This is a genomic window from Moorena sp. SIO3H5 (assembly GCF_010692395.1).
In the GTDB taxonomy this organism is placed as follows: Bacteria; Cyanobacteriota; Cyanobacteriia; order Cyanobacteriales; family Coleofasciculaceae; genus Moorena.
The window spans coordinates 1-13,989 of record NZ_JAAHHS010000198.1; the positions used below are offsets into that span (position 1 = coordinate 1).

At 44.7% G+C, this 13,989-nt stretch carries 13 protein-coding genes; 6 read left to right on the plus strand and 7 right to left on the minus strand.

What is annotated here, in order from left to right:
- Nucleotides 1-122 precede the first annotated feature (122 nt).
- The gene (locus F6K52_RS20435) at nt 123-641 is read right to left on the minus strand and encodes a hypothetical protein (RefSeq protein WP_293067992.1); all 519 of its coding nucleotides are present in this window, start codon (nt 639-641) and stop codon (nt 123-125) included.
- A 73-nt stretch (nt 642-714) separates the two neighbouring features.
- Complete coding sequence (locus tag F6K52_RS20440) at nt 715-1,917, minus strand: transposase (protein WP_293081719.1); 1,203 nt, start codon at nt 1,915-1,917, stop codon at nt 715-717.
- Nucleotides 1,918-2,425: 508 nt separating this feature from the next.
- Between F6K52_RS20440 and F6K52_RS20445 the strand changes: the two genes are divergently transcribed.
- Nucleotides 2,426-3,886, plus strand: a complete 1,461-nt coding sequence (locus F6K52_RS20445) for a heme peroxidase family protein (RefSeq protein WP_293081724.1) — start codon at nt 2,426-2,428, stop codon at nt 3,884-3,886.
- Nucleotides 3,887-4,074: 188 nt separating this feature from the next.
- Here F6K52_RS20445 and F6K52_RS20450 read toward each other — a convergent pair whose 3' ends face one another.
- Nucleotides 4,075-4,941, minus strand: coding sequence for a M20/M25/M40 family metallo-hydrolase (locus tag F6K52_RS20450; protein ID WP_364418770.1), 867 nt, complete (start codon nt 4,939-4,941; stop codon nt 4,075-4,077).
- Between the two features lie 274 nt (nt 4,942-5,215).
- On the opposite strand from F6K52_RS20450, the gene F6K52_RS20455 reads away from it, so the two are divergent.
- The 4 genes from F6K52_RS20455 to F6K52_RS20470 all read left to right on the plus strand — a co-directional run bounded on the left by F6K52_RS20455 (nt 5,216) and on the right by F6K52_RS20470 (nt 6,887).
- Complete coding sequence (locus F6K52_RS20455) at nt 5,216-5,764, plus strand: hypothetical protein (protein ID WP_293081733.1); 549 nt, start codon at nt 5,216-5,218, stop codon at nt 5,762-5,764.
- A 60-nt stretch (nt 5,765-5,824) separates the two neighbouring features.
- A complete protein-coding gene (locus tag F6K52_RS20460) occupies nt 5,825-6,244 on the plus strand; it encodes a hypothetical protein (RefSeq protein WP_293081737.1) in 420 nt (139 codons plus the stop codon).
- 193 nt (nt 6,245-6,437) lie between these two features.
- Nucleotides 6,438-6,683, plus strand: coding sequence for a UPF0175 family protein (locus F6K52_RS20465; protein WP_293081739.1), 246 nt, complete (start codon nt 6,438-6,440; stop codon nt 6,681-6,683).
- Between the two features lie 48 nt (nt 6,684-6,731).
- Nucleotides 6,732-6,887 carry a hypothetical protein gene (locus tag F6K52_RS20470; protein ID WP_293081741.1) on the plus strand — a complete coding sequence of 52 codons (156 nt, stop codon included), beginning with the start codon at nt 6,732-6,734 and terminating at the stop codon, nt 6,885-6,887.
- 92 nt (nt 6,888-6,979) lie between these two features.
- Here the strand turns inward: F6K52_RS20470 and F6K52_RS20475 are convergent, their stop codons facing one another.
- The 3 genes from F6K52_RS20475 to F6K52_RS20485 all read right to left on the minus strand — a co-directional run bounded on the left by F6K52_RS20475 (nt 6,980) and on the right by F6K52_RS20485 (nt 10,598).
- Nucleotides 6,980-7,999 carry an adenosine kinase gene (locus tag F6K52_RS20475; protein WP_293081743.1) on the minus strand — a complete coding sequence of 340 codons (1,020 nt, stop codon included), beginning with the start codon at nt 7,997-7,999 and terminating at the stop codon, nt 6,980-6,982.
- Nucleotides 8,000-8,510: 511 nt separating this feature from the next.
- Complete coding sequence (locus F6K52_RS20480) at nt 8,511-9,062, minus strand: 50S ribosomal protein L25/general stress protein Ctc (RefSeq protein WP_293081747.1); 552 nt, start codon at nt 9,060-9,062, stop codon at nt 8,511-8,513.
- A gap of 195 nt (nt 9,063-9,257) precedes the next feature.
- Nucleotides 9,258-10,598: an adenylosuccinate synthase gene (locus F6K52_RS20485; RefSeq protein WP_293081750.1), complete on the minus strand. Its 1,341-nt coding sequence runs from the start codon at nt 10,596-10,598 to the stop codon at nt 9,258-9,260.
- Between the two features lie 207 nt (nt 10,599-10,805).
- Between F6K52_RS20485 and F6K52_RS20490 the strand changes: the two genes are divergently transcribed.
- Nucleotides 10,806-11,552, plus strand: a complete 747-nt coding sequence (locus F6K52_RS20490) for a response regulator transcription factor (protein ID WP_293081753.1) — start codon at nt 10,806-10,808, stop codon at nt 11,550-11,552.
- Here the strand turns inward: F6K52_RS20490 and F6K52_RS20495 are convergent.
- A partial coding sequence (locus F6K52_RS20495; protein ID WP_293081756.1) for a DNA topoisomerase (ATP-hydrolyzing) occupies nt 11,515-13,989 on the minus strand: 2,475 nt, incomplete at its 5' end. The genes F6K52_RS20490 and F6K52_RS20495 overlap by 38 nt on opposite strands.

Here is a 13,989-nt window from a genome sequence, read left to right on the forward strand (position 1 = left end):
TAAACAGGATTAAGCTGAGTTTTTAGTGCTGGGTACTAATCTCTGGTTTGCAGGGTCTGGTTTACAGTTAACCGTCAACCGTCAACCGTCAAAAAAGCTTAGTACTCAGCACTATACCCAAGTCAGATGTCGCTGATTTCCTTAGTAATCACATTAATCGGAGGAGAGCAATACACACAAAGCTCATTAGCAATCGCTACCGCTTCTTCAGGGGTTTTATCTAAATACATTGCGGTCAGAGCATAATCTTGTCCAGCACCAATGGCACCAAATTCATTAATTTTATCTACGAGATAGCCATCACTGATACAAAAAATATCCTGTTCTACTGCTAACAAATATTCATTTCTGCGACCAAAGGTATCGTCTTTATCCTTTGCCCAACTATAAAATTCCACAATAAAATCGAGAACAGCCTCAACGGTAGGAGCGGCTGGAGAATGGTTTCTGGCAAATATTTGCATAAAACTCAGTTCCATGGTATAACCCACGCCGCCAATAATCATGTTATTGATTTCAAATAGCTTGCCCCACTCATCCCCAGTCACCCGGTGAGTTTGCTTGAGGTATCCTGACAGCCGAATGCTATCGGAGGCAAAAACTAGTTTATCAGGATATTTTCTCGCAGCCACAACGCTCATAAGTTGCTCCTAATGGTTTTAGTGGATGATTACGATGAAACAGACATCGATATAGCATTGACACTCCCCATGCCTAGAAGGCAGGGGATTCTTGGCTCACAGACCCGTCTTGCTCAACCAGGCCGGAACCAGGAAGAGTAGAGGACAGATCTCCCCAAGCGTTTTGATAAGTTTCCGTGTGCCCCACGGTACCCAAGGCTCTGGTTAGGATATTTTTAGCAGCATTGTGATCACGATCCAGCCGACACCCGCATTTACAGGCATGGGTTCTAGTCGATAAAGATTTCTTGACAACTTCACCACAGCTGGAACAATTTTGGCTTGTGTAGGCTGGATTAACTGCGACAGTTATCCGACCAAACTTTTGGCCGAAATACTCTAACCACTCTCGAAATTGGTACCAACCTGCATCGTTAATAGACTTAGCTAAACAGTGGTTTTTAACCAGGTTTTTAACTCTTAAATCTTCGTAGGCGACCAGGTCGTTAGACCGGATTACGCAGCGCGCCAGTCTCTTGGCGTGCTCTTCACGTTGTCTACTTATTTTAAGGTGTGTCCTACCTAGTCTATTAATTGCTTTTTTACGGTTAGCAGAGCCTTTCTTTTTTCGAGAAACTCGACGTTGATAAAATATGGCGCGCTTTTCACCTTTTTTGTAAAACCTGGGATTAGGTTCAGAGTATCCGTCAGAGTCGGTATAAAACTCCTTCAAGCCTACGTCCAATCCAACAGTAAAGCCAGTGGCTTCTAATGGTTCTGAATTGTCTACTTTGACGCAAAACTGGACATAGTAACCATCGGCTTTTTGGACAATCCGAACTCGCTTGATTAATTTTTGTTCGAATCTCCACAAGTCCCAGTTACCCTTGAGCTTGACTTTTCCGATACCCTTCTTGTCGGTGAATTTTATGGACTTCTTATCTGGGGATAACTTCCATCCAGATTGCTTATACTCCACTGACCTAGAATGTTTCTTGAAACGAGGATAACCCTTCTTTCCAGGAATTTTATTTTTGCAGTTATCGAAGAAACGTTTGATAGCACGTTCTACGTTTTCAACAGAGGCTTGGCAAGCATGACTATTGAGGTCTTTAACAAATTCAAACTCTTCCCTTATTTGAGTGTTGTATCGATAGAGTTCTTTCTTCCCTGTTCCACGATTGTCCATCCAATACCGAAGTACCTTGTTACGGACAAAACGAGCCGTTCTAATGGCTTCATTTATTGCCAACTTTTGAGGCTCTTGAAGGACAGCCTTGAATTCCATAACCAACACTTAAAATCACCTCCTTGGTATTGATGCATTGCTTTCTATTATAGTCGATATCTTAGGACTAAAATTTCCGGGCAGTTAGGGAATAAATTCCTGTTCGGGCTAACCCCATGGATAGAATCCAGGAGCTTGCGCCCTCAGGGTCTTTGGTCATTAACAACCCAGTTTAGACCTTATCCATGGCAACTAGTTGCTGTAGTAAGCAGGTGCACAAAATTAATTACCCATTTTCTAAAACTCAAAGCCTTACAATGTAAGGGTTACAGAGATTCGGAGTAGGTAATTAATTTTGTTTAGGTGCTTAACGCCCAAAGCCGAGCTGATCTGGTCGGTTTGATGCACTGCCCACCTTCTGACTTCTGACTTCTGACTTCTGACTTCTGACTTGCCCGTAGCACTATACAACATATCGTTGCAAAAAATTTCACCCTCGAGGGTACTGTTATTAATCCGTTTGGTAGCTCATAGTGGATATATAAACCACAAAAACAGCTATAAGAGCAGCAGAATTATGTTAAGACGCCATGGATTTGGCCCTCGTAAGGGTGAGCATCAACCCCTCAGTGAATTTGCCCCCACAGGTAAGTTTGGCAGAATGTTTCCCAATCTACCTGCTTTCACCCCTTCAGAAGAGGGTTTGACTCAGCTGGGGAACGCCATGAATGATACTGACCCTAATAATCCCAAGGGGGATAATATCAATGTACCTGCTGGTTACACTTATTTGGGTCAATTCATCGATCATGACATTACCTTCGATACCACTGCTCTCGGAGATATGATGGTTGACCCCTTGGCGGTGAAAAATTTTCGCACGCCAAAGCTGGATCTTGATAGTATGTATGGTTCTGGTCCTGAGGTTCAACCGTATCTCTACCAAATCGATGACTCAGATCTGTTTTTAATTGGCAAAACCAACCAACAACCTGGTGGTGGCGATCCCTCTATTGCCACAGAACTGCCCAACGATCTGCCTCGTTCTCCTAGTACTCTGGCCATCATTGGTGACCCACGTAATGATGAAAATTTAATTGTTGCCCAGACCCACCTAGCTTTTCTGAAGTTTCACAATAAGATAGTTGAGGGCATCCGTGATGGCAGCATTCAATCAGACTCTATCATGGGCAAGTCTACCTTTGAGGCAGCCCGAGAATTGGTAGTTTGGCACTATCAGTGGATTGTACTTTTCGACTTCTTGTCTCGCGTCATTGACCAGAAGCAGCTAAAAGAAGTACTTAAAGGCGGTCGGCGCTTCTTCAAGTTTGGTCAGGAGCCGTTCATGCCTGTGGAGTTCTCTGTAGCAGCTTACCGTCTCGGACACAGCATGATTCGTGCGGATTATGACTACAACCGAGTGTTTACGTCTCGTCCTGGTGGGGTAACTCCTGCAACCTTACAACTGCTGTTTTTATTCACTGCTCAATCCGGTCAAATTGTTCCAATTCCCAGTGATTGGATAATTGACTGGCGTCGCTTCTTCCCGATCGATTCTAATGTACCGGTTAACTTGAGCCGCCAACTTGATCCATTTCTAGTTGACCCCCTCAAGAATTTGCCTAATGTTCCACCACCTAGTTCCCTAGCGGTGAGAAATCTGTTGCGTGGTCGTAACCTTGGGTTACCTGCTGGTCAAGATGTGGCTCGCTGCATGGGATTCGAGCCCTTGAGTAAGGAGGAGATCTCCACAGGGCAAGATGGCAATGTTGCCGCCCAGTTTGGTTTTGATTTTAAGTCACCCTTGTGGTACTATATCCTCAAAGAAGCCCAAATCCAAGGTAAATCAGTGCGTTTGGGGGATGTAGGAAGCCGTATTTTGGCGGAAGTTTTTGTTGGTCTGATCGAAGGCGATCGCAACTCATTTTTATCCCGTTGCTCCCAGTGGACACCAATACTTCCTTCTGAAAAACCAGGAACATTTACTATGACAGACTTGTTGAGGTTTGTCGGAGATGTTAACCCAATTGGTGATTAATACTCTTATAGGGGTTTGGGATTTTGTTAAGTACATAGTTCTGGGTATTTAGGGAACATCGGGAAGAAGTAGTTTTCAAGACTTCTTCCCGATTCCCGATTCCCTGTTACCTGTTACCTGTTCCCTGTTCCCTGTTCCCTGTTCCCTGTTCCCTGTTCCCGATTCCCGATTCCCGATTCCCGATTCCCCTAGACAAGATTACCAACACCAGCGATTAAGCCGCGACAGACACCAGTGAGAAAATCTAAATCTAGGGTATCAATGCGATCGCTTGGTTTATGGTAATGGGGATTGCGCAGAAATGCTGTATCGGTTACCATCAAAGCTCGATAACCTTGGTCCCAAAATGGAGCGTGGTCACTGAATCTGGTTTCACGAACGATTATTCCTCGTGATGGTAGTGGTAAGCACTGACAAGGGATCCCAGCTTGGCGGATACGGCGAGCTAAATGCCTCAAGTCAAGGATTGTTGTCAAGTTTCCCACTAAGGTAATGAAGTCCCCCTGATTGGGGTAAAAATACTTTAGTCCTGGTGGGTAGGTTTGGGAATTGGGAGTGCGATCGCAATACCCTAACATTTCCAAAGACAGCATTAACCGCAAGGGTTGCTGTTGTTCCTTTAAATAGGCAGCATAGGCAGCACTTCCGAGCAATCCATACTCTTCCATATCAAATGCTACCAGTCTGACTGGGTGTGTAGGCGCTTGAGTGGCAAAGGCTCTTGCTAACTCCAAGAGCACCACTACACCGGTAGCATTATCATCTGCTCCTGGGCTTCCAGGTACCGCATCATAGTGAGCGCCAATTAAAATCGGAGCAAACTGTTGCGGTTTCGCCTCTTTTCCCGGTAGATTCAGAATCAGATTATAATGGGTTTTTCCCGACACCTGAAACTCGTGAATTTCAACGCTTCCCCACTGTTCTAATTCTTGGCGGATGTACTCCTGGACATATAAATGTCCCCCAGATGCGATATACGGATCGCGTCCGCGTACTATCTGACCTAGGTGGGTGATTAGACGTTCTTTTAGATCCAAACTACTGTAATTAGGCACAAGATAATAAACTAATCTTACCATCTTGGTATTTGGGCGCGGCTACCCGATTGTAGTCCAAATTCCTGATTATGAGATATAATTAGATTAAACTATTCCTATATTTTTTCTCGTGTCCAGGTGAATTCAGTATTACATAGTGATGGCTTTTAGCCAACACTTGATTCTCCTGGATAACGAGATTTCCTAATTTTTTTAATTCAGAGCAGATGTAGTGCATATTTAGTGCTTCGATTGATCCTATACAGGTTTCCAGGAAGCAAAGACACTCCTGATGGTAATTAACTTAAAAATACCCAAAGAACTCCGCATAAAAATAGATAACGAGCTTGAACCCCGAGAATATATAAGATGGGTCGAGCAGCCTGTACCTCGTTTTTTTACAGCATCTTCTATCCCAATTGTTTTGTTCGGTATTCCTTGGACGAGCTTTGCCATATTTTGGATGTGGAGCGCATTATTAGGGTTCAAACTTCTTGCCCTTTTTGGTTTACCTTTCGTCCTCATTGGTTTTGGGATGCTGTCTAGTCCCCTATGGGTATGGCAAGCAGCACGAAAAACAGTTTACTTGATTACAGATAAACGAGCTATCTCTATTCAAGGCGGTTGGTCTACAACTACTATCAGAAGCTACTTACCCGATCAACTAAAAGATATATATCGGAAAGAGAGAGCAGATGGCTCGGGTGATTTGGTGATCACAATTCGACGATGGAAAGACAATCATGGACATCAACGGAGTGAGGAGATAGGGTTTCTGGGAGTTCGCAACCCACGAGAGGTTGAGAAGATATTGAAGCAGTTGGCTCAAAATGCTGGCTAAAGTTCCTTTCCAGATTGGATTAGAGGATAGACTAAGGGTATTCCTAGCCAAGGCATTCCCATGAACCTTTCCCCTGAACTGCAACAAGAAATAGAACAAATTTCTACAAGCCTTGGCATCTCCCCTGAACAGTTCATCCTCGAAACCCTGATTGATAAAATCAGTAGCCTCAAGCAGCAATCTGTTAGTTCAATAACTATCTCTACTGAATACACTCAGCAAAATCCTCACCTACAAAACAAGGATTGCATCCTGGTCATTGAAACAGCGACCCTTGACCAGATAAATTTCGATGAAATTCTCGAAGAAATCCACAAAATTCGAGAACAACATGCCAAGTCTTTTAACTACGACTTACAAGCAATTTGTGATGATGTGCGACGCAGGCAAACTGAAACTGGCAGGCAAATAATTTCAAGCCCCTTGAAACAACCTCGTTGGCACGAGCAGCACAACAACGCCGTGCAGCCGACCGTTTGATTGCAATCGATCCTACCGCTTTCCGCTACGCGAACGCATATTAAGGTAGCGACTTAGTCTAAACTCCAGACATTCTCAGCAGCGATGCAGGAAGTAAATTAGTATAGTCTTGAGTCCTTGGGTTTCCTTGGGTCAACCCAATCTACAAGTTCTAAACATCCTTAGCATAAAGATAATCAATAAAATTGTAGCTATGAGTATTATTATCTCTGATGAACTTCTAACCGCGACTCGAATGACTGAAGCTGAAATGAAACAAGAAATTGCCGTTTTGCTGTTTCAAAAAGAAAAACTTACCCTTGCTCAAGCCAGTCGATTTGCTGGGATTAATCGTATTGCTTTTCAACATCTACTAGCAAGCCGTCAAATCCCAGTTCATTATGGTGTAGAAGATTTGGAACAAGATATTAAGAATCTGCGGGAGATGGGCAGGTTGTGATTATTGTTAGTGATACATCACCGTACAACAGTGTTTTACAGGTTGTTAATGAAGAAACTACGATTTAGTTTGAGGACAGCCAAACCTCTCAAAAATTACAGAATTACCAAACCCGACAAGAAACTGCGATCGCTAATCCTGTGGCATTTTGATTCCATAACAGCTTACTCCAACAACAAGGTGCGACCTTTGGGTCGCACCTAAACGTTGACTAAAACAGCTTGTGCGCTTGTATCAATGTTCTAACTTTAATGGCGCTACAACTCACCCAATTGAAAACTGCTCTACACAATAGCTTAATCGCTACCAACAACTTCCTTGACAGACTCAGCCTGAGATCCCTCCAGACGTGGACCATAAGTTTGTACTACTTTTGAAGCAAAATAGTTTCCCCAACGTGCTGCTTGCTTAGTGGTCAAACCATTAGTGATTCCAAACAACACACCACCGGCAAAGGCATCACCAGCTCCTACGGTATCCACGGCCTTAGCTGGGAATCCAGGCACCTCGAAAATTGTTTTATTTTCCACCACTAAACAACCATTAGAGCCATCAGTGATAAAAGCTGTATCCACTAACTCGCCTATTTTACTAGCACAATCAGACAAGGATTCCACTCCACAGAAGTGCTGTGCTTCTGCCGCGTTACAGAAGACCACATCACAATAATCTGTAATCAAGTTACGGAAATCATCAGCAAAATTTTCTACTAGAAAGAAGTCGGAAAAGGTAAAAGCACTCTTTACTCCTTTTAGCTTGGACTGTTCCATCGCCTCAATACAAGCTTTGCGAGTGTCATCCCCCGTCCAGAGATAGCCCTCAACGTAGCTATATTTGCATTGGCTGAGTCGTTCTACATCAATATCAGTAGGAGCCAAAGTAGTAGACACTCCCAGATGAGTACACATAGTACGCTCAGCATCAGGGGTAGTTAGAACCACACAGGTACCAGTTGGACCACTAGATAGCTCAGCTGGATGCACATCAAACTGGATCCCTGCCTTCAATAAGTCTTGTCGGTAAAATTCCCCATTGGTATCTCTAGAGACCTTACCGGAATAGAAGCCTTTACCACCACTTTGAGCGATCGCAATCATAGTATTAGCAGCGGAGCCTCCTGAGCTCAGTTCCAGAGAAACATGCTCAAGATTTTGTAGAATCATACCCTGCTTTTGGGCATCCATCAAAGTCATTGCCCCTCGATTCAGGTCATGTTCCCGGATAAAATCATCATCCACCAGTGCCAAAATATCGACTAAAGCATTTCCGACACCAAAGACATCAATAGGTTTTGACTGTTGAGAGTTTTCTGTCATTTTCTTCCAATCCCACTAATCATTCATAAAAAATCCAGGGAAATTTTAACTCTCCCCTGGCTTAATCAGACAACGTAAGCATTCAGCAGTCAGCAGTCAGCCGTCAGCTTTGTGGCACAGGCTTCTAGTTTTTGGCACAGGCTTCAACGCTGTGACATAACTCAGCATTATTCGAATGCTAACCTGTTTTATTCAAAAACTAATAGCTGAACGCGCACGCGTGCGCGTAGCGCTAATCGCTGACCGCTGATAGCTGATAGCTTACCAGACAACTATAACCAAGCTATCATTGCTCTATCATTGCTGTATAAAGTAATGATATTGTTTTCGGTTCAATACTTATGATGGACTATTATTCATCAATTGAAAATTCTCAGTCAAAATTCTCACTGCTCAATCGCCAATTAACAAAATAGGATTTAAGCTAAGCATTAAGCCGTGCGCGTAGCCTGAGCTTAATGCTCACGGCTGACTGCTGATAGCTTAATGCTTACCTGTATTCTGCAACGCTTTATTTAGACGTGATAGCAAGAACACTTAATTTAGGATCATCCATAACCTGAACTGTTTCTGGCAAGACTAACTCGTTAATGTAGAACATCTTACCCTGTTCCAAATTTGATATATCAATATCAATGGTTTCGGGAATTTTATCTGGGGGACATTGCACTTTTACTGTTGTAAGCCTTTGCTGCAAAATTCCACCTTGCTTAACTCCCACGGATTCTCCCACTAGCTTCAGAGGTACAACAACCTCTACTTTATTTTGAGAAGCCACCGAGAAAAAACTGAGGTGGTAAAGGGAATTTTTCCAAGGATGAGATTGTATCTCCCGCAGGAGCACTGGACCATTCCAGGAAATATCAGGAATAGAGAGGTCTATCAGGGTATTATTAACCGAGGCTGTTTTAAGCAAGTCTTCTGCTGCTTTAGCCGTCATAGTTAGGGATACAGATTCTGCACCATTGTGACCATAAAGCACGGTGGGAATCAAGCCAGAACGGCGTAAGGCTCTCGGCTTACTACCTTCTGGTCGCTTTTGACATTCTACAGTAACATTCATCGGTAGGACTTTAACTCTTCGAGATAACGTAGCCAAATTAATGGCGATTCTGGGTCAGCTACCGGTCGATTCCGCCACCGAGGGAGGTGCTGACCTCAATGGTTAGTCAGGCTGTTTAATCGAATCGGAAACTAGTGACATTCAAACTCTCCGACTGACACCCTGACACCCTGACGCCCTGACACCCTAACGCAGTTAAACTCCCGAAGTTATCGGTGTACCGCTAGCATCCAATAGTGCTCGCTTTGGACCATGGATTGGGTCTTCCACAATAATTGTCTGGTCACGGCTGGCTCCTAAGGAAACCACCGCAATGGGAACTTTCATCAGTTCTGCCAGGAATTTAAGATAATCCAAGGCTTCCTTTGGTAAATCATCTAAAGACCGACATTCAGAAGTAGATGTTTGCCAACCGGATAGGGTTTTGTAAACAGGCTGGCATCGGGAAAACACGCTAGTGCTGCTAGGAAATTCCCGACTGATTTCACCGTCAATGTCATAGGCCACGCACACCTTAATTTCTTCAAAGGTATCGAGTACATCCAGTTTGGTGATCGCTAGACAGTCAAGACCATTAATCCGAACAGCATAGCGACCAATGACGGCATCAAACCAGCCACAACGGCGGCGGCGACCGGTGGTTGTCCCAAATTCTGATCCTAGCTCACAAAGTAACTCTCCTTCTCGAGTTTGGATCTCTGTGGGAAACGGTCCTTCTCCGACTCGGGTTGTGTAAGCTTTTGCCACACCAATCACCCGATCAATCATTGTCGGTCCTACACCAGCACCCACACAAGCTCCGCCAGCAACTGGATTGGAAGAGGTGACATAAGGGTAGGTGCCATGATCTAAATCTAGCAGTGTGCCTTGAGCGCCTTCAAACAGAATATTGCGTTTTTGCTCAATCCCCTCATAAATCTTCAAGGAACTATCGACCACATAAGAGCTTAGCCGTTCAGCATACTCCTGGTATTGCTTGATCACAACAGCTGGGTCTAACGGCGCTAGATTATAGAGCTTCTCTAAAATAGCGTTCTTATAATTAATCGTCCAGGTTAACTTCTCTACCAATACTTCCGGATCCATCAGGTCAATGATCCGAATACCAGCACGCTCTGATTTATCCGCATAGGTCGGACCAATCCCACGACCCGTGGTACCAATTCTCTGGCTACCCCGGCGCTCTTCCGATGCTTGGTCAATCAATCGATGATAAGGCATCGTGACATGGGCTATGTTTGAAATCAGCAGATTTTTAGTGGAAATGCCCAGTTTTTCAAGTTGGTCAAGTTCGGCAATTAAAACTTCTGGGTCAATAACTGTACCGGAACCAATAATACACTCTGTATCCGGATACAAAATTCCAGAAGGTATCAGGTGTAGTTTAAACGTTTGACCTTGAACAACAACTGTATGCCCAGCATTGACGCCCCCCTGGTAACGGACGACTACATCTGCTGAACGACTCAGCAGATCTGTTATTTTGCCTTTTCCTTCATCGCCCCACTGGGCACCAATTACAACAACGTTAGCCAAGGGTTTATTTTGAATGCTAAAGTTTATCCACCTGATAATTATGAACAGTGGTTGTGACTACTGTCAACTTAAATGTTGGTGATCTACCCAGAAACTGGAGCAACGAGAGTAACATAAGTTAGTCTTGACGTAGAATCGCCACTCCAATGTCTTTTAGACTTTACCTATGTACTCTTATCAGTCATTTTTAACAAAAAAACTTCTTCAATGAAAATTTTGTTAGTGGAAGATGATATTCTCCTTGCTGAAAATTTATCCGAAGCCCTCACCAACCAACGTTATGTGGTTGATATGGTTACCAATGGGGAAATTGCTTGCCAGCAATCCCAAATGCTTGATTATGACTTGATGGTCCTAGATGTGACTTTGCCCAAGCTCGATGGCTTTGGTGTTTGTAAAAAATTGCGAGCCCAAGGCAATCAAATGCCGATTTTAATGTTGACGGGTCGCGATACCACTAATGATAAAGTCAAGGGTCTAGATGCAGGGGCTGATGATTATCTAGTTAAGCCAGTTGACTTACCAGAATTATTTGCTCGGATTCGAGCTTTGCTGCGCCGAGGTCAATCTATCGCACCACCAGTACTTAAGTGGGGGGATTTGCGTCTTGACCCGAGTACCTATGAAGTAAGCTATGCTCACCAACTTATCCACTTTACCCGTAAGGAGTATAGTTTACTGGAGTTTTTCCTGCGCAACGGTCGGCGGGTACTGACTCGTAGTGTAATTATCGAGCACGTCTGGTCTTTTGAAAACCCTCCCGAAGAGGAGACGGTCAACGCTTACATCAAAAGTTTGAGGCGCAAACTGAGATTAGCTGGCGCACCCAGAGATTTGATTGAAACCGTTCACAGTGTGGGATATCGCCTTAAACAGTTAACTCCCGAAGCAGTTAAACAGTTAACTCCTGAACCAGTTAAACAGTTAACTCCTGAACCAGAGGAGCAACGCTGATGATTTTTTCGTCTGGCTTGAGTTTGGCAATGGGATCGCCTGTGCCATCTTTCCCCCAAATCGGCACCGATTCCATTGCTAAACGCTTACCGCCAAAAGAAGTAACTACCATGACCTCATTGGCGATGGAATCGGTGACCATGCTGACCAAACCATCTTTAGCGGTTTTAAACTGTAGCGCTTGAGTTCCCAGGTCTCCCCGATTAGCCAACCTGATCGCCTGCACGGGGAGGCGCTTTCCATACCCCTGCTCAGACACCAGTAAGAGGTTTTCCTCTTCCCCTAGCACAGCACAGCCAACCAGCTTTTCTTTACCCTTTAGCCGCAAGGCTTGATTACCTTGAGCGCTGCGTCCCATAATGGGTAACTGTTTGTCATTAATCTCAAAGCGCAACAGCCGTCCATTACTAGTTGCTACCACCACTTGTGCAGCTGTATTAGTAAACAGGTTAGCATACAGTAGCTGATCTTCATTTCTGAATTTGGTAAGCAACATACCACGGTTCGTTAGTTTTGTCAACTCAGACACTGATACACGCTTAATTTTACCTTGGTGAGTCAGCAACACTAGGGTGAAGTTTTCTACGTCATCTGGCACCCTAAAGTGAGCCACAACTGTTTCTGATTGAGCCGAATTTGGCAGCAACTTTACTAAGGGAATGCCCTGCTTGCGTCCAGCTGCTGGTGGAATATCTCTAATTTTGACTGGGTAGGCTTTGCCAGAACCAGTGATTACCATTAATTCGTGTGTGGTGAGCAGCAGCTGAGCCTCAACTACAAAGTCCTCTCCTTGTTTAATTAACTTGGGTAATTTTGGCTGTGTTGTGGCACTTTGCCGCTGTACATATCCTTGGTAAGTAAATTCTAGAAGTGTTTGTTCTGGCTCAGCTGGAGCACTAGGTAGGGTATCAGGAGTTTTTTGGGGTTGAGCAGATTTCTTACTCCTGGGTTGAGGAGCTGTCGGTTGTTCTAGCTGTTTTTCAGTTGAAGCAATAGAGTTGATTATGGTACGGCGAGGATCACCGTACTTGCGTTTAAGCGTACGCAAATCTTTCTTGAGGGCTTTGAGCAATTCCCGCCGATCATTGAGTAATTGTTGCAGCTGTTCCAGGCGCTGGGAAAGTTCCTCACGCTCGGTCTCTAACTTTTCTCGTTCTAAGCCAGTTAGCCGTCGCATGGGCATGGCCAGAATTGCGTCAGCCTGGATTTCACTTAAGTTTAACTGGTTTTGCAGGGAAAGCTTAGCAGTGGTACCATCAGGAGCATTTCTGAGAATGTCAATCATGGCATCCAGCTGATTCAGGCTAGCCAGTAACCCGTCTACCAGGTGAAGACGTTTTTCTTTCTGGGAATGCTCATAGGTATATTGGCGGGTTAGAGTCTGTTCTCGGAAGCTAATAAATGATTCTAACAACTGCCGCAGGGTAAGTTGTCGGGGTTGTCCATCTACCAAGGTCAGCAGGATAGCACCAAAGTTTGTTTGCAGGGGGGTTTGCTTATACAACTGCTGGAGAACCGTTGATGGCTGAGTATCTCGTTTGAGTTCCACCACCACCCGCATTCCTTCGCGATCGCTTTCATCTCGGATATCGCTAATCCCTTCGATACGCCCTTGATTGACCAACGCTGCCACTTTTTCAATCCAGGCGGCCTTATGAACCTGATAGGGCAACTCACTGACTACAATTGCCCTACGCTGCACCCGTTTCTTTCGACCGACTTGAATGGTTTCAAGCTTAGTGATGCCTCGAATCGGTATACTGCCACGACCGGTAGTATAGGCATCCCGAATCCCCTCAGCTGCCACAATTTCCCCCCCAGTGGGAAAATCGGGTCCGGGAATTAATTTCCAGAGTTTTTCATCTGCTAAATCGGGACGGTCAATCAGAGCAATCAAGCCATCTACTATCTCTACCAAATTGTGAGGAGGAATATTGGTTGCCATGCCCACAGCAATGCCAGAGCAACCATTGAGCAACAAAATTGGTAATTGTGCCGGGAGTACCACTGGCTCTTGCTGGGAGCTATCAAAGTTGTCGATAAAATCAACCGTTGCTTCCCCAATTTCTGACAATAGGGCTTGAGCGCCCACCCGAGAAAGTCGGGTTTCGGTGTAACGCATGGCTGCTGGTGGATCATTATCCACCGAACCAAAATTGCCATGACCGTCCAGGAGGGGATACCTGGTGGAAAAGTCCTGGACTAACCGCACCATCGCTTCATACACCGCTTGGTCACCGTGGGGGTGATATTTACCCAACACATCCCCAACCACACGAGCACATTTGCGGTATGGTCGATCTGGGGTTAACCCTAATTCGTGCATCGCATATAGGATACGTCGATGTACGGGCTTAAGCCCATCACGGACATCAGGTAAAGCACGCCCCACAATCACACTCATGGCATATTCAAGATATGACCGTTGCATCTCTAA

Bases quoted from the DNA above. Each gene is read 5' to 3' on its own strand.
- F6K52_RS20435 (WP_293067992.1), bottom strand. From the start codon at position 641: ATGAGCGTTGTGGCTGCGAGAAAATATCCTGATAAACTAGTTTTTGCC.
- F6K52_RS20445 (WP_293081724.1), top strand. From the start codon at position 2,426: ATGTTAAGACGCCATGGATTTGGCCCTCGTAAGGGTGAGCATCAACCC.
- F6K52_RS20455 (WP_293081733.1), top strand. From the start codon at position 5,216: ATGGTAATTAACTTAAAAATACCCAAAGAACTCCGCATAAAAATAGAT.
- F6K52_RS20460 (WP_293081737.1), top strand. From the start codon at position 5,825: ATGAACCTTTCCCCTGAACTGCAACAAGAAATAGAACAAATTTCTACA.
- F6K52_RS20465 (WP_293081739.1), top strand. From the start codon at position 6,438: ATGAGTATTATTATCTCTGATGAACTTCTAACCGCGACTCGAATGACT.
- F6K52_RS20470 (WP_293081741.1), top strand. From the start codon at position 6,732: ATGAAGAAACTACGATTTAGTTTGAGGACAGCCAAACCTCTCAAAAAT.
- F6K52_RS20475 (WP_293081743.1), bottom strand. From the start codon at position 7,999: ATGACAGAAAACTCTCAACAGTCAAAACCTATTGATGTCTTTGGTGTC.
- F6K52_RS20480 (WP_293081747.1), bottom strand. From the start codon at position 9,062: ATGAATGTTACTGTAGAATGTCAAAAGCGACCAGAAGGTAGTAAGCCG.
- F6K52_RS20490 (WP_293081753.1), top strand. From the start codon at position 10,806: ATGAAAATTTTGTTAGTGGAAGATGATATTCTCCTTGCTGAAAATTTA.